A 17,299-nucleotide genomic window follows, 5' to 3' on the forward strand; every position below is an offset into this window, starting at 1 on the left:
ATGGAAGAAACCCCTTTGGTCCGTGGCACATTGGTTTCAGATCAAGCCTGTATTTCTGATAAGAAAATGATTCATGAACTTGAACTAAAGGGATATGGGGAAATTGAAAAAGAAAAATTCTTCTTAAAACAATTTGAAACTCTTTATCTTCTGTATACTAACAAACTAATTCTAAAGAAAGGCAAAAAAGAAATTGATTTTGATTTTTTCATGAATGTCTGTCAAAAGAATGATTCTGAAATTCTAACTAAATTTTTGATATACCGTGACCTTAGGAATCGTGGATATGTTGTAAAAGATGGATTTGGATTTGGTTCTGACTTTAGAGTGTATGAAAGAGGACACTTTGGTGAGAAAGGAGCAAAATTTTTGATATTTGGTCTAAATGAAGGCCAACAAGAAAAGATGGGTGCACTACAAAAAAAGATTCAAGAGATTACTCAAATGGGAAAAGAACCAATAATTGCAGTTATTGAACGTCGTGGTGAAGTTATCTATTACAAAATTAACAAAATGAACTTTTATGAAAACAAAGCAAGACTGGAAGAATCATTTAATCTTTGAGAACCCAATCTGTAGAATACTTTAGCAAGTTTTTTTCCTCTGCATACATAAAATCATAAACTTCCAAATGTTTTGTTTGATTTTCCCACAACTCTTCAAAGTCTTTCATCTTTCTTTGTACTCTTGATTTATCATTCCACGATGTAAACACGTCAACTGATTCAAAGTCTCTTGTTTGTGTTGAAAATGATTCTCTTGATGTTCCTGTAAATGCAACTGCATCATCTTTGTCATCTCTAAATACTCCAATTCTTTCTGAAAAAGAATCAGCTACTTGTTCAGAATTTGGAATTGCAATCTTTAGTTCGATTTGTCCTTTGTTGACAATGTTTTGCAGCTTTTGTATTTTAGAATCTTTGATCAACTTTCCTTCAAATGATTTTGTATATTTTTCAGAAAATAGTTTTGTGAACAAATTAAGATCCTCTGTTCTGAATCTGTGACCTGTAACCATTCTTAATTTTGCTTTTCCTATTGCAAAATTATCAAATGCCATTGCAATTGTTGCCAATGTTTGAATTGATAGAAAATCTACACATCTGTCATATTCTATACATTGACCAAGACATGGAAAGAAAAACTCTGCAACAATATCATCAATGTCAGAACGATACTCTTCTTTTAGTTCTATGTCTCTTAATCCCACAGCATTCACTATTGAATTTGTTATTTAAAGAAATATTTTTTCAAAAATTTGCATACGCACTTGTCTTAATTATTTACTAATCTTGGAAATCTGAGATATTTTTACAATTTCCATTAGATTGTCCATGTCTATTGGTTTGTAAACAATACCATTTACTTTTAGTTTCTTGAGTTTTTCTTCAGTTAATGATGTGACATCTGCAGTTACTGCAATTATTACAGCTTTGGAATCTTTTGCACGAATTTTTTTAATTGCATAGAATCCTGAACCATCTGGCATCATCATATCTACAAATACAATATCTGGATTGTTTGCAAAATAAAGATCAATTGCTTCTTTCCCATTGCCTCCTTTTCCAATTACCTCGATGCCTCTGTCTTCTAGCATTTCACTAAATACATCTACTATGTCAGGCTCATCATCAACAACAATTCCTGTTATTCTCTTTGTGGAATCACTCATGATGTTTTTATAACAAAATCTTTGTTATTAAATTATGCCCGGTGTTGACCGTTTCTTATCTGAATCCTTTGAGATTGCAATCAAGAAGAACCTCAAAGCAGAGGCAGAATATCAGATGAAAAAAACCATGTTTGAAAAATTTGGTATTTCCATTAGACAATCAATAGAAGACATTGAAAAATTACATCAAGTTCGAAAAGAACTTCTTGGCGAATCTGATTATTCCCAACTAAAAAAATATCTGAGTAAAATTTGTATTTTTAGAAAATCTGATGATGGAAAATATTACATAATTACAATCTTGGATGACTTTCTTAAAAGAAAATTAATGGATACAATTGGTGATGATGAATCAAGAAAAGTTCTTACAGCAATGACTGACAAGAATCGTACTACTTCTGATGTTTTAAGATTGAGAAAAATTTCAACAACTTCTGGATATAGAAAAGTTAATGCACTAATTCGTGATGGATTTTTAATCCAAACAAAACGTAAAATGGTTGAAAACAGACGTCCTGTTGATCAATACACAACATTTTATCATAAAATCCTGTTTGAAGTAAAGAAAGATGATCTTTCATTAGAAATATTTGTCACTAAAAAATTATTTGAATCAAGCTCCCTTTTTGATATTCTTTAAACTGTTTTACTCAAATCAATAATAACATTTTTTAGCTTTGTACTAATTTGTAGAACTGTGAACTCAAAAGGAATTGTTGTAATTAGTGTAATTGTAATATCTCTTGTAGGTATTGCATACATGTCATCTACACAACAGTTTGATGAATCAATGACTCCCTCAATTGAAAGTAATTTATCAGTTGATCATGATACCTCATTGAGTTTAACTTATCCTGACTCCCCAGTAATATCTCATTCAAATTCTGTTGATGAATCTGATGTAGTTGTTACTGTTGATGAAGATGGAAAAAAACAATACTCAATTGAAGTTGGAGACACTCCAATAATTCAAGAATAAAAAATAATTTTTAACTAAATATTTTATGTTGTATCTGATGTGATGTCAAATGTATATGTAATTTGTACAGTTTCACCACTGTTTAATGTAACATCTGAAGTATCAATCACTGAAAACAAAATTCCTGAAGCAGTTGCACAATTATTATAATCTGCATCACTTGCTGCACGATTTGTACATATTCCTATTGAACGAATAGTATCTCCATTAGCTACATTTGTTGAACCAGCTTGAAAAGTCAAAGGACCAACCTGTGCAGTTTGTGATGATATTGTAACTGAAGTATCTTCTTTACAATTATTTTCTGCAATTGAGTTTCCGCTATCAAATGTTGAAGCTGTATCGCTTTCTGCTGGTGTTTGTGCTTCATCACTAACACAAATTGCACCTATCTGTGTGTTATCTGATGCACTGTTTGAATCTTGAAATGTTTGTTCCAAGAGAAAAGTTTCACCTGTATCAACTAGCCTGTTGTGAACTTGTTGTGTGAAAACATTGTTTCCATTCGCATCTATCTTTTCAATTGTTGCAAACCCGTAAAATTTTTGTTCAAAATCATTTTTTTCAAAATCAAATGGAATTACAGCTGTTGTAAATACTGTAAAAAGTACTGCGGCACTAATCGTATAGGATGTTCTTTTTTGCATTATATTTTGTGAAAATCGAAAATTTACTAATATAGTTATGGGCGAACTTCCAACTTTGGAAATTTTTTTGTAAAAATTTTCCATTTGTGGAAAGTACATTCAAGCCTTTTTAGTCGTCAAAAAATTTTTTTTTCTATGAAATGGGAGATACCTCTACTGGTAAGTTTCGTATTTTTGCTCGGAATTTTTTCGTCATTTCCCGTCGTTGATAGTAATTTTACAATTGATGAAAATGGTTTGAAACATTATGTTCTAACTCCTGAAAAAAATATTTCATCATTTGATGTTGTTGCAACGTCTCTTTCTAAATACAATCGTGAAGTTGATTTTGATGAACAAGATCCGTATTTTGTTTTCTTTTTGTTCGTGTTATTGTTAGTTTTACTGTATCGTAGCAATTTCGTTTTGCAAGTAAAACAATCTGTACTAAAAACCTTTGCATCTGATTACATCAATTTGTTTTTGAAAAATAATTTTGCACAAACATTATTTTCAGAGAACAAAATTAATCTAAAAGAAATTTTTGTTATTTTATCTTCATCAAATACAAAATTACAAAACAATTCAACTGTTTTGTATCGAAATTGTTCTAATGTATTAATAAATTCCAAGAAATTCTTTGTTTCTAAAAAAATTATCGTTGTTTTGTTGTTGTTTGTTGTTTTAATTGTTCCAGTTTATAATCATGCATATGCAGCCTCTGGTGATATTACAAAATCTCTTGTTGATTCATTTGAGTTTGATAATCAAGCAGGTTCATACCCTGATATTATTCAAATAGATTCTAATACATTTGCAATATCTTATCAGGGACAAGGATCTGGTGTTCTTTCTGGATACATTCAAACTTTTGATATTGATAGTCTAGGAAACATTTCATCACTAAACACATTACAATTTGATCCTGATGCAATTGTATACACTGAATTAGTTGCAGTAGATTCAGATACGTTTGCAATTGTTTACAGAAGTACTGATGCTGATGGTTTTATTCATACAGTAGACATTACTGGAGCTGGTGTAATTACAAACGGAACAAATTATGAATTCGATACTACTGCAGGTACTGATCCTCAAATAGTTGCAGTAGATTCAGATACATTTGCAGTTGTGAATCAAGGTGGTGGTGCTGATGGTTGGTTGCGAACACTAAACATATCTTCAGATGGACTAACCATTTCAGAAGAAGATAGTTTTGAATTTGATACAAATGAAGGTAGAGACAATGACATTATACAGGTAGATTCAGACACATTTTTGATTGTGTATAGGGGTGTTGAAGCTGACGGATTTGCAAAAACAATCAACATTTCAACTGATGGTACGATTAATTCTGTAGAAGACACATTAGAGTTTGAGCCTACCTTTGATGCATATCATAATGCTATTGCCCAGGTAGATTCAGACACATTTGTAGTTGCATATAGAGACATTGACAGTGATGGTCGACTAGCCACGCTTGATGTTACTAGTTCAGGCTCTATTACTCTAGTTGAGACATATGAATACGACACGAACACTGCACAACATCCTGACATCAAGAGATTAGATGACAAATCATTTGTGATTGCATATCAGGGAGCAGGAAGTGATGGATTTATCAAAACAATTCCTATCACTGCCTCCGGTAATATCGGAACCGTAACTGATACCTATGAATTTGATACTGGAAACGGTCGTTTCCCATCAATAATCAGTATAGATGGAAATACAGTAGCAATTGCTAGCCGTGGTGGAGGAAATGATGGTTTCTTGGATACCATATTTATCGATGTTGAACTTGCAGGCACAGATACTCCTTCTTTTGTAGAGGTTGATGATTCATCAAAAACTGCCATAATTATGGCTAGTTCTACGCCTGTAGTCGTCAGTGAGGGTCTAAATTCTATAAATCCGGAGTTATTCCCTGCATCCACCGTTAATCCTACACATGGATTTGAAATGGGAATTTATGCCTCATCCACGCCTATTCCTGCCCATGAAGTGACAATTTCTACTATCAAGACCAATGATACCTTTGAATTTGACACTGCCGATGCAGAGACACCTGATTTGGTTCAGGTGGACACAGACACGTTTGCAGTAGTATACAAGGGAACTGATAATGATGGATTCATCAAAACAGTAGATATCACAAGCACAGGCACGATCACTGACACTGGAAACTCCCTAGAATTTGATACTGCAGATGGATGGACACCAAATATTGTGCCTGTAGACACTGATACATTTGCAGTTGTGTATAATGGAACTGACAGTGATGGATTCGTTAAAACCTTAAATATTAGTGGAGTAGGTGCGATCACTGACACTGGAAACTCCCTAGAATTTGATATCGCAGATGGGCTTTATCCTGATATTGTTGCAGTTGATTCAGATACATTTGCGATCGTATATACTGGAACAGATACTGATGGATTCATTAAAACCTTAAATATTAGTGGAGTAGGTGCGATCACTGACACTGGAAACTCCTTAGAATTTGATACTGGAACTGGAATATTTCCTGATATCCTTGCAGTTGATTCAGACACTTTTGTGATTTCTTACACTGGTAACGGAAATGACGGATTTGTAAAAACGGTTGACATTACTGGCGCAGGTGTAATTAGCAGTGTAATTGACACCTTGGAATTTGATACATCCACTGCCTATGAAACATCTCTCGTAAAGATTGATGATGACACATTTGCAGTAGCATACAGAGGTCCAGGCTCTGATGGATTTGTCAAAACATTTGATATTGATAGTTCCGGAAACATCAACAATTCAATCACTGATTCACTTGAGTTTGATACTGGAAACGGCAGAGAGCCTGACATGGTTAGTCTTGGTTCTGGTAATTATGGAATAGCTTATCGTGGTAATAGTAATGATGGATTTTTTGTAATTGTAACAATTGATGATGCAGGAAACATTGGAAACTCTGTTGTTGAATCACTTGAATACAACACATCAAATGGATATTTCCCTAGCTTAATTGGAGTTGATCTTAATACATTTGCAATTGCACATAGAGGAAATGCTGAAGATGGTTTCATTACTACTATTGACACATCAAACGAATTAGCATTTTCTGATTCAGATACTTTGGATGTTGTAGAATCTGTAGATTTAATTAAAAAATATGCAATATTTGGAACTTCTGCTCCTATATTTGAACATTCAGTAATAACAACTGGCAATTCTATAATCGATGATGCAAATTCAACTCCACTAGTAGTTTCTTCTGCTATTACACTAAAAGGATATTTCCTAAATGCAAATTCAACTCCAAATGTTTCTGATTCTGGAAATACTGTTGCACAATATACAAGAACTGCATCTGATATTTTAGATGTTGCAGAACAAAATACTGAATTTAAAAATTATACTATATCAAATTCAACAACACCCGACATTGTAAGTAGTGGAATAATTTCATTTTCTCTTTCAGCAAACTCTACTCCACTTCTAACAAGTAACGCAACATCATCAGCTGACATCTCATCCAACTCTACTCCACTTCTCTCTAGCAATGCCACAACTGTTGCAATGTTCGTACTTGATCCATCAACTATTCCATCTGTATCTAGTACTGCAACTGTTGCATTCACTTTGTCAGCAAACTCTACTCCACTTCTAACAAGTAACGCAACATCATCAGCTGACATCTCATCCAACTCTACTCCTGTACTATCCAGCAACGCAACATCAACTGTCATGAGAATACTCAACGCAACATCCATCCCATCACTATTCAGTAACGCAACATCATCAGCTGACATCTCATCCAACTCTACTCCTGTACTATCCAGCAACGCAACATCAACTGTCATGAGAATACTCAACGCAACATCCATCCCATCACTATTCAGTAACGCAACATCATCAGCTGACATCTCATCCAACTCTACTCCTGTACTATCCAGCAACGCAACATCAACTGTCATGAGAATACTCAACGCAACATCCATCCCATCACTATTCAGTAACGCAACATCATCAGCTGACATCTCATCCAACTCTACTCCTGTACTATCCAGCAACGCAACATCAACTGTCATGAGAATACTCAACGCAACATCCATCCCATCACTATTCAGTAACGCAACATCATCAGCTGACATCTCATCCAACTCTACTCCTGTACTATCCAGCAACGCAACATCAACTGTCATGAGAATACTCAACGCAACATCCATCCCATCACTATTCAGTAACGCAACATCATCAGCTGACATCTCATCCAACTCTACTCCTGTACTATCCAGCAACGCAACATCAACTGTCATGAGAATACTCAACGCAACATCCATCCCATCACTATTCAGTAACGCAACATCATCAGCTGACATCTCATCCAACTCTACTCCTGTACTATCCAGCAACGCAACATCAACTGTCATGAGAATACTCAACGCAACATCCATCCCATCACTATTCAGTAACGCAACATCATCAGCTGACATCTCTGGTTCATCAACACCATTCCTCTCAAGTAACGCAACATCAACTGTCATGAGAATACTCAACGCAACATCCATCCCATCACTATTCAGTAACGCAACATCATCAGCTGACATCTCATCCAACTCTACTCCTGTACTATCCAGCAACGCAACATCAACTGTCATGAGAATACTCAACGCAACATCCATCCCATCACTATTCAGTAACGCAACATCATCAGCTGACATCTCTGGTTCATCAACACCATTCCTCTCAAGTAACGCAACAGTATCACTATCTGGTTCATCAACACCATTCCTCTCAAGTAACGCAACATCAACTGGAATGTTTGACATCTCATCCAACTCTACTCCATTCCTCTCAAGTAACGCAACAGTATCACTATCTGGTTCATCAACACCATTCCTCTCAAGTAACGCAACATCAACTGTCATGAGAATACTCAACGCAACATCTGAACCAGTGATATCAAGTAACGCTACCACTGTTGCAATGTTCAATCTTAACGCAACATCAATTCCATCACTATTTGGTAACGCAACAGTATCGCTATCTGGATCCTCTACTCCTGTACTATCAAGTAACGCAACTTATGGAACACTTGTAGCATCAGCTAACACCACTCCATTCCTCTCAAGTAACGCAACAGTATCACTATCTGGTTCATCAACACCATTCCTCTCAAGTAACGCAACATCAACTGTGATGCACATATTATCTGCAAACTCCAGTCCGGTTGTTTCCAGTAATGCAATTACAACTGGAATGTTTAACATCTCAGCAAACTCTACTCCTGTACTATCAAGTAACGCAACATCAACTGTCATGAGAATACTTAACGCAACATCTGAACCAGTTCTATCTGATGATGCACAGATAACTGGAATGTTTAACATCTCAGCAAACTCTACTCCTGTACTATCAAGTAACGCAACATCAACTGTCATGAGAATACTTAACGCAACATCTGAACCAGTTCTATCTGATGATGCACAGATAACTGGAATGTTTAACATCTCAGCAAACTCTACTCCTGTACTATCAAGCAACGCAACATCAACTGTCATGAGAATACTTAACGCAACATCTGAACCAGTTCTATCTGATGATGCACAGATAACTGGAATGTTTAACATCTCAGCAAACTCTACTCCTGTACTATCAAGCAACGCAACATCAACTGTCATGAGAATACTTAACGCAACATCTGAACCAGTTCTATCTGATGATGCACAGATAACTGGAATGTTTAACATCTCAGCAAACTCCACTCCTGTACTATCTGACAATGCTCAAGTCACTGGAATGTTCACCATCAACGCAAACTCCACTCCTGTACTATCTGACAATGCTCAAGTCACTGGAATGTTCACCATCAACGCAAACTCCACTCCTGTACTATCTGACAATGCTCAAGTCACTGGAATGTTCACCATCAACGCAAACTCCACTCCTGTACTATCTGACAATGCTCAAGTCACTGGAATGTTCACCATCAACGCAAACTCCACTCCTGTACTATCTGACAATGCAACAAGTGATACAGTATTTGCCTTACTAACATCTGATGCCCCAAGTCTTACAGAATCAATTGATCAAATTGAGAGATATGCAATTAATGCAATAGATGTACCTGTTATTTCAGAATCTGTTGGAAAACCAAAACACTCTAAACTATTGGCTACCTCAACACCTAGAATTACAGAATTTGGATTAATCGCAGGACATTATACACTTGAAACAACTTCGATCCCAGAAATATCTCATTCTGGAAATATCCCTCCTAGAATAACATCTGCCAATGTTACATCTACTACTCAAATTGATATTGCTTTTGAACGAAACATAGATCGTAAATCTGTAAAACCTGCTAATTTTGTTTTGACCGATCCATCCGCTACAATAAAGGGTGTAAAAACCACAAACAATGTAATAACTTTAAGACTAGATTCGGCAATCACATCTGGCCAAACCCCAACAATTGCAATTGCTGGTAATGCTGTCAAAGATACGGATGGAAACACTGTAGATAGTGTAACTGTTACTTCGGTTGACAAAGTTCCACCAAAAGTAAAGAAAGCTTATGCTACAACAAAGTCTAGTATAGTGATTATATTTGACAAGAATGTTACTTCACAACTATCTGATTATTCCTCTCTACAAATTCCAACAGGAACTTCCAAGACAATCTCTGGTCATACTGCTTCAGATAATGTGGTGACCTTAACAGTAAATTCTGCAGATATAACTGCACGTGCTCATGGCACTATTACGATTTCATCTGGTCTGACTGACACAAATGGTAATTCATTTAACACTAACCACAATCCTGTATCTGTAATATCCAATATTGAGGAAGCTCCTGTAGAATTAGATGAAGATTTTACAGATTTGGTAATTACAACTGAAGAAATTGAAATTAAAGAAATTCTGGTCAAAACAAATGTCAAGGCAAAACTTGATCTTAGTAAATCTCCAACAAAAACTACCGTAACAGAAAACAGTGTAACTAAGAATAGAGTTCAAATTACAAATGAAATGAAAATCACTTCCTCAGATGGAACTGATGAAGAAGTTCAGATAGTTATTCCAAAAGATGTTTTGGTATCTGGTCCTCAAGATAAATTTACTGGCTCCATAGATTTACCTGAACCAAAGACAAACAATTCATGTCCAATAAACCCTGATGGTAGTCAAATAGTAAGTTGTATTGCTATAGGATTGTCTGATGACGAATTAACTTTCAACAAGGCTGTAAAGATTACAATTCCTGGCGAAGGTTCTTTGACACCTTATTACAGTACTGATAATACTACTTGGAATGCGATATCTACACTTTGTGATGCTGCTAACACTGCAGAAGTCAATGGAGTCTCAATATCTAGTGATGGTACAAGAGAATGTTACTTTGTAGATGGATCTGATATGATAATCTGGACTACTCACTTTACAGTATTTGGTACATTATCCTCTACCTCGACTAGTTCTAGTTCAGGAGGGGGTTCCAGTGGTGATAATTCTGCTCCTTCTATAACTACTAGTATTGGACCTTCTATTACTGATAGTGGTCTTGGAGGAATTATAGGAAATACTGATCAACCATTAGTTCCTGGAGCAGAAATCAAAAACTATCCACTTGTATTTGATGGAATTGGCTATGATGAGAATAGCTTTAATTCTGTTCATACTGCAGTCATTGAAACAGAGCAACCCTTGAATGTAATTTTGAGTCTTTATGAAAATTCAGGTGCTCAAAATATTGAACATGTAGAAATGTATGTCAATCATTTCGGTCCTAGAGTCCTTAATGACAGAACTGAGACTGCTATTATCTATGACAAATTTACTGGCATTGAAATTCTTGACCCATATGGTCTAATTTCTGATGCGACTGTATTGCCTACACTTTTAGATACTCAATCTCAATTTTATTTCCAAGTGTTCTTTGAAGAAGAAATTGAACAATCTGATGTCTTGTTTAGAGTATGGGACAAAAATAGAAATTCAGTTGAATTACATTTGTCTGATGCATTAATGGTGGTAAAAGGAGAATCATCCTCTGAAGAACGCAATGTCACTGAGTCCGGAATTGTCTCTCCAACAGACCCATCAGAATCTGAAATTGTCTCTCCAGCAGACCCATCAGAATCTGAAATTGTCTCTCCAGCAGACCCATCAGAATCTGAAATCATATCTACAGAACTTCCACCTGAATCAGAAAAAATTAAAATCCCATCTGAACCTGAACTTGGAACGTATGTAGGAATTCCTATGGACCCAGAACCTGGTATTGATGTAAACTTGCAGATGGACCCAGAACCTGGTATTGATGTAAACTTGCAGATGGACCCAGAACCTGGTATTGATGTAAACTTGCAGATGGACCCAGAACCTGGTATTGATGTAAACAAACCAAAATCTTTGTTGGATTCAATATCTGAATTCTTTGAGGTTCTCACAAAACTGTTGAAATTCTAAGTTTGTGAAAATAAGATATGGATAAACTGGTAGTTGACATCTTGTTATCCCTATATTGTGAATTCGTTAATGAATTTGGTTACAAAAATCACGTGCTTAAAAAATGACAAATCGCATTTAAATAATGCCGATGGTCCTTACTGATGATGAATAGTAGGACTGGAATCTTTGTTGGACTTGCAATCGCAGTATCTGTTGGAATTGCATTTGCAGCTTCATATTCTTCTGTGAATACATCTGACTCTGAAAAATTTGAATCAGTTGTAGATATGACCGTTGAACCTAGCAGTCCTCATATTGATGATGGTGCACTTGTTGGTATTGAAAATGAAAATTATGCTGTAAATGAAGATGGTAAACGTCATTATACTTTAGTGGCAGAAACATCTCCTGTAGTTTCTCCTTAAATATAGTCTAAAAGTTATGACTTAGAATCTGTTATTTCTTCCCATGGTGAAACAAAATATTCGTATTTGTTTGGGTGTTTTGGTGATTCTTCTACCACAAACCAAACATTGAGTCTAGATTTGTCTCCCTCTAATAGATCACATGGTATTGATAATGTTTCATCATTTCTATCATACTTTAGTTCTTCAATGATATTTTCAGATTTTACAAAATATTGATGGTCGACTATCTTATCAAAATTTTTAGCAGAAACTATACAATTGTCGTTCTCTGTATCTAAAATTTCAATTGGGATGGATGAACGAACAATATTTCTTTCAATCACTTCCTCCCAAACAACTGGTGTGTATTGGTTAAAGAACAAAAACACAAGACTATTTTCATTTGTAGCAAAAATCAAAATTAATCCCGCTGCTATTGCCAATCCTATTAAGACGATTTTGTCATTTTTTGAGCTCAACGTACTGTCCTCTTACTTGGTACTAATAAAAATATAAAAAAAATGTATTTTGACTAAGTTCCATCTGACTGTAGATTAAATGTGTATGTGATATCTACTGTCTCACCACTTGCTAAAGTAACATCTGATGTGTCAACTACAGCAAACAATGTTGTTGTACAATCACGAACATCATTATCTGAAGAGTCTGCATCACAAATTCCTATTGCTTCAACAGTGCTGCCTGCAAATAGGTTGTTACCAGTACCAGTACCTGCTGTAAATGTTAATGGTCCTATTGTTGCAATTTGAGAAGTACTGTCAACAGAACCATCTGTTTTACAGTTTTCTTCATCATCAGCACCACCTTCTGCTGCATCATGGTCTGTGTTGAATGTAGTGTTTGAGGTTGATTCAGCATATGATTCTGCAGCTGTTGCAGTTGTAAGGCAGATTGCACCAATTTGTGTAGCGTCAGTACCAATATCTGTTACTCCGGTAAATGCATTAGCAATTAGAAGATCTTCACCTTCATCAAACAATTGATTGTGTACTGTTTGTGAAAGCATTTCATTTCCATTTGCATCGTGATATGTCATTGTGGCTTGTCCGTATAGGTTAAAGCCATCGTTAGTCATTGATTGTGTTCCTGCGGGAATTACTAGAATTGCAATTAATCCTAGTAGTCCCATAGAAGCTATCTTGTACATTAAACAAAAAACTTGTACTGTTGTTAATATAGTTAATTTCTATTTCCCATTGATGGAAAAATCCAATCTGTGGCTAAAAATTATTTTTCAAATATTTCCCAACATTGGGAAATACTTCTGAGTTTAATTTTGAAAAATATGTTTCATTTTTTTTGAAAAATAATTCAAGATAAATAACATTGATGTAGATTTTTTTTAATGAAAATAAAGTCAAAACTATTTTTTGGTTTTGCAGTAGTTGTATCAATCACATTATTTTTAGGAATATTGACAAACTCTCAATCAAATATTGCGTCAGATGATTTCAAATCCATTGCCGAACGCGATCTTTTAGTTATACAAAATGCTGAAAAACTACAAAGACTTGCTGTAGATTCTGAGAATGGTCAAAGAGGATTTATCATTACTGGCAATGAATCATTTCTGGAACCATACAATAGAGGTGTAGATGAATTCTTTGTTTTACTTGAAGAAGAAAAAAACCTGGTGTCTTACAATCCATCACAAGTAGAAAAATTAGAACATATTTCTCAACTATTTTCTGATTGGATAGAATCTGCTGGTTCTCCTGAAATTGAACTTGCAAGACAAATCCATTCTTCCCAAGATGATGCTCTGGAATCCATATTGTCTAATGAATCTGATATAATTTTAGATGAAATATATCAAATAATTTTGTTATTGGAAGGAAATTTACGAGATTCTGAAAATGTGGATGGATTTTTGCTACTTGGAAAAATCAAGGCAGATATCTATGATACTGAGGTATCTCAACGAGAATATTTGATCTCAGGAAACGAAGATTTTCTTGTCTCATTTAATAGTGTCAAAATAGAATTACGTGAAAATATTCAGAATTTAGAAAATATTCTAAAAGATGATGAAGAGAACCTCCAGTTGATTTACTCCATTGGTAAACTATATCAAAAATGGGATCAAGAAGTCGTTTATCCCAACATTGAGTCTAGAAGAAATATTGTCGAAAATTACAATTTGAATGAAGCCTCAATCCTACTTGAAAAAGAAACTGGAAAGAGAATTCTTGATGAGATAAGAACGGAATTTTCTGAATTTATTCAAATTGAAAATGAAAACACACAACAACGATTGGAAAACTCTTTGAATAATCAAGAACTTGTTCGAAATGTAATCATTATTGTGCTTGTTGCTAGTGTCGTATCTGCAGTGGTTTTGGCATTTCTTATCCTAAATTCTGTTTTAAACCCTTTATCAAAATTAGAAAAAGTCATTCAACAGTTCAAAGAAGGAGATTATGCCCAAAAAATAGATATCAATTCTAATGATGAATTGGGAGATTTTTCAAAATCATTTGATGCGATTAGAGAAATTTTAATCAAAAAAGAAAAACTCAAAAACATTGGTGAGCTGGCAACTCGACTCGCTCATGATTTGCGAAATCCCCTAGCTGTTATTCAGGGTGCAGTAAATTTGATGAAAACTGATTTGCAAGAAAAAGATGAAAGTCTTGATAAACGCTTTAGAATGATTGATGCGGCAATTTTGAGAATGACTCATCAAATCAATGACGTAATGGATTTTGTACGAGTTTCAAATCTTCAAATCGAAACTCATTCCTTATTGGAACTCTTACAGTCCTCCATATCTAGAACAACTAAAAATGATTCAATTACAATTGAATTGCCTGAAAACGACATAAAACTACGATGTGATGCCCATAAACTGGATATTTTGTTTGTAAATTTACTATCTAACGCAATTGATGCTGTTAAAGAAAATGGAACAATCAAAATCCGCTTTTTTGATGAAACGTCTCATGTGAAGATAGAGCTTGAAGACTCTGGATCTCCAATCCCTCCTAACATTCTTGAAGAAATGTTTGAACCATTGTTTACTACAAAACAAGTTGGTACTGGTTTAGGGCTTGCAAGCTGTAAAAATATTGTAGAACAACATCGTGGTGAAATTTCAGCAAAAACCAATCCTACTGTCATATCTCTAACTTTATCAAAGACTCTGTAATTGATAGGTTTGGGACTTTAGGCATTTTCAGACAATTTTCTGATATGGCTTTTTATTGATTGCTCACTTGCCAGATTTAATGCTCTTTGCAACTCTTTTTGATATGCTTCAACATTTTTCTGATTTCCTTTAATTATCTCACATTCTTCAACTAGTGGCAGTGACTGAAAATTCTTGTATTGTTCATATGTGACGGTACAAGTATAATGATTGTCTTCCTCTTTGAATCTATATTTTATTTTAAATGCCATAACATATGAGCCTCATATTAACATATTTAGTTTCGCTATTAATTAACTTGTGCTATTAATTATACTTGCACTTTATTCTTTTTTTTGAGAATGTAGCTAGACGTATTTTTCAGGACATGACAGTTTCTTGATGGGTGTTAACTCGTTTTTACATGCCATGTATAATGCCTCTTCTATTTCATTTTGCATACTTTGCTGTAATACTTCATCCTTGTTTGTTATTTCACATTCATCAATTGCAGATAAATTTCTAAAATTGATGTATTGTGGGTATGTTACTGCACAAGAGTAGGACTGAGGATCGCCTTTGAACTTATATCTTATCCTCAATGGCATATGCTCATACTATTTTGACTTGTATATAGGGATTATGTATTTCATAACTTATGATAATGAAAACATACTTGAATCAGTTATTGATTGATAAATTATGGGTGAACCCGATGTTGTACCTGAAAGACTATCAAATCCTCTAAATCGATACATCATTTTTGGAATTTTGGTAGCGGGAGTTATCATTTTCACATCAATGAATGTGTTCAATGAAGATGATGTGAGCATTTTTGCATTTGTTATCTCGGTTTCACTTACAATCTGTCTTTCTATATTTTGCTTCATTGTATCAAAGAAACACGAAACAGGCCTTTTAGCCAAATCTTATCTTTCCTTGGGCTTAGGATTTACTTCCTATCTTGTGGCTGAATTATTGTATTATACATTTGACTTAATCCTGGGAATTGAGGCTTATCCTTCAATTGCTGATATCTTCTTTTTTGCTCTCTATCCCTTTGTTCTAGGCCATCTGCTCTTAAACATCAGATATTTTCATTCAGGTTACACCACTTTAGAAAAAATCTGGATTCCGATAATCCCTATTATTGCATTAATTGTCTATGTTGCTTTGTCTCTAAGCATCCCTGATGCTGAATTGAATTTTGACTTTTACTATGGTTTTATTTTTGTAACTGGCGCATCTTTCACATTATCTTTTACCATTTTGGGGGCTTCTATTTTTAGACAAGGAATATTGGGCGCAGTTTGGTTGCTACTCGTTATTGGACTGATGATTAATGCTGCTGGAGATGTTTGGTACTATCATCTAGAAATATTTGGCCTGTATTTTGATGCTCATCCTGTAACTACTGTTTGGTATGTTGCAAATATGTTCATCATCTATGCTTTATGGAAACAGCTTAAAACTACCTAGATTGATACCCATTCAGATTCTGCATTGAATTTTGATTTGTATCTCCTCATTCTTTTTAGCACTAACTCTGCAGTATTTCTGACACTTTCATTCTCATCCTGACATGATCTTTTCATTGCATCTATCTGATCAGTTGCTCTGATGATCATTAAACACTCAGTTGCTTCATGACGTACTAGTGGACTAGGATCATAATTTGCAGCATATGCAAGTTCTGGAATAATTCTTCTCATGTTTCTAGCTGCTATCTGATAACATACTTCATGGCGTACAACATCATTATCATCATTTTTCAAAACCCATGCAAACAAATCTGTCGTCTTTTCAAACAGTGGTCCTTTAAGACCAACCTCCACTGGTATTTCTCCTGCAAGCCATACGGCATCCCATCTTTCAGATTCATCTTTTGATGTCTTGAATATCTCTTCTAATTTCAAAAATCTCTCTTCAAGTGGCATAGCCTTGATAATTTTATCAAACTCGTCTGGAATATTGACTGTACTCATGGTAGGTGATAACATGTGAATTTACTACTATTTCAATTTTTGGCAAATT

The 17,299-nt window shown here is 34.8% G+C and carries 15 protein-coding genes; 7 read left to right on the forward strand and 8 right to left on the reverse strand.

The window, feature by feature from the left end:
* Positions 1-564, forward strand: coding sequence for a tRNA-intron lyase (gene endA / locus NMAR_RS02405; protein ID WP_148680042.1), 564 nt, complete (start codon positions 1-3; stop codon positions 562-564).
* Here the strand turns inward: endA and NMAR_RS02410 are convergent.
* Both NMAR_RS02410 and NMAR_RS02415 read right to left on the reverse strand, forming a co-directional pair.
* Positions 554-1,210, reverse strand: coding sequence for a phospholipase D-like domain-containing protein (locus NMAR_RS02410; protein ID WP_012214834.1), 657 nt, complete (start codon positions 1,208-1,210; stop codon positions 554-556). The genes endA and NMAR_RS02410 overlap by 11 nt on opposite strands.
* A 69-nt stretch (positions 1,211-1,279) precedes the next feature.
* Entirely contained in the window at positions 1,280-1,672 is a 393-nt protein-coding gene (locus tag NMAR_RS02415; protein WP_012214835.1) for a response regulator, read from the reverse strand.
* Positions 1,673-1,706: 34 nt separating this feature from the next.
* Between NMAR_RS02415 and NMAR_RS02420 the strand changes: the two genes are divergently transcribed.
* Both NMAR_RS02420 and NMAR_RS02425 read left to right on the forward strand, forming a co-directional pair.
* Positions 1,707-2,312, forward strand: coding sequence for a hypothetical protein (locus NMAR_RS02420; protein ID WP_012214836.1), 606 nt, complete (start codon positions 1,707-1,709; stop codon positions 2,310-2,312).
* A 57-nt stretch (positions 2,313-2,369) separates the two neighbouring features.
* Positions 2,370-2,651 carry a hypothetical protein gene (locus NMAR_RS02425; RefSeq protein WP_012214837.1) on the forward strand — a complete coding sequence of 94 codons (282 nt, stop codon included), beginning with the start codon at positions 2,370-2,372 and terminating at the stop codon, positions 2,649-2,651.
* A 23-nt stretch (positions 2,652-2,674) separates the two neighbouring features.
* On the opposite strand, the gene NMAR_RS02430 is transcribed toward NMAR_RS02425, so the two are convergent.
* Entirely contained in the window at positions 2,675-3,298 is a 624-nt protein-coding gene (locus NMAR_RS02430; protein WP_148680043.1) for a hypothetical protein, read from the reverse strand.
* 135 nt (positions 3,299-3,433) lie between these two features.
* Between NMAR_RS02430 and NMAR_RS02435 the strand changes: the two genes are divergently transcribed.
* Both NMAR_RS02435 and NMAR_RS02440 read left to right on the forward strand, forming a co-directional pair.
* Entirely contained in the window at positions 3,434-11,728 is an 8,295-nt protein-coding gene (locus NMAR_RS02435) for a beta strand repeat-containing protein (protein WP_012214839.1), read from the forward strand.
* Positions 11,729-11,874: 146 nt separating this feature from the next.
* A complete protein-coding gene (locus NMAR_RS02440) occupies positions 11,875-12,135 on the forward strand; it encodes a hypothetical protein (protein ID WP_148680044.1) in 261 nt (86 codons plus the stop codon).
* Between the two features lie 14 nt (positions 12,136-12,149).
* On the opposite strand, the gene NMAR_RS02445 is transcribed toward NMAR_RS02440, so the two are convergent.
* Both NMAR_RS02445 and NMAR_RS02450 read right to left on the reverse strand, forming a co-directional pair.
* Positions 12,150-12,596: a hypothetical protein gene (locus NMAR_RS02445; RefSeq protein ID WP_012214841.1), complete on the reverse strand. Its 447-nt coding sequence runs from the start codon at positions 12,594-12,596 to the stop codon at positions 12,150-12,152.
* A gap of 53 nt (positions 12,597-12,649) precedes the next feature.
* Positions 12,650-13,285, reverse strand: a complete 636-nt coding sequence (locus NMAR_RS02450) for a hypothetical protein (protein ID WP_012214842.1) — start codon at positions 13,283-13,285, stop codon at positions 12,650-12,652.
* Positions 13,286-13,483: 198 nt separating this feature from the next.
* Here NMAR_RS02450 and NMAR_RS02455 point away from each other — a divergent pair, with 198 nt between their 5' ends.
* Positions 13,484-15,286 carry a CHASE3 domain-containing protein gene (locus tag NMAR_RS02455; RefSeq protein WP_012214843.1) on the forward strand — a complete coding sequence of 601 codons (1,803 nt, stop codon included), beginning with the start codon at positions 13,484-13,486 and terminating at the stop codon, positions 15,284-15,286.
* 17 nt (positions 15,287-15,303) lie between these two features.
* On the opposite strand, the gene NMAR_RS02460 is transcribed toward NMAR_RS02455, so the two are convergent.
* Complete coding sequence (locus tag NMAR_RS02460) at positions 15,304-15,537, reverse strand: hypothetical protein (protein WP_148680045.1); 234 nt, start codon at positions 15,535-15,537, stop codon at positions 15,304-15,306.
* Positions 15,538-15,633: 96 nt separating this feature from the next.
* Positions 15,634-15,873, reverse strand: a complete 240-nt coding sequence (locus tag NMAR_RS02465; RefSeq protein WP_148680046.1) for a hypothetical protein — start codon at positions 15,871-15,873, stop codon at positions 15,634-15,636.
* 94 nt (positions 15,874-15,967) lie between these two features.
* Here NMAR_RS02465 and NMAR_RS02470 point away from each other — a divergent pair, with 94 nt between their 5' ends.
* Entirely contained in the window at positions 15,968-16,744 is a 777-nt protein-coding gene (locus tag NMAR_RS02470; RefSeq protein WP_012214844.1) for a hypothetical protein, read from the forward strand.
* On the opposite strand, the gene NMAR_RS02475 is transcribed toward NMAR_RS02470, so the two are convergent.
* On the reverse strand, positions 16,741-17,250 hold the full coding sequence (locus tag NMAR_RS02475) for a HEAT repeat domain-containing protein (RefSeq protein WP_148680047.1): 510 nt from the start codon (positions 17,248-17,250) through the stop codon (positions 16,741-16,743). The two genes, NMAR_RS02470 and NMAR_RS02475, sit on opposite strands and share 4 nt — an antisense overlap.
* Between the last annotated feature and the right edge of the window lie 49 nt (positions 17,251-17,299).

It is taken from the genome of Nitrosopumilus maritimus SCM1 (assembly GCF_000018465.1).
GTDB classification, from domain to species: Archaea; Thermoproteota; Nitrososphaeria; order Nitrososphaerales; family Nitrosopumilaceae; genus Nitrosopumilus; species Nitrosopumilus maritimus.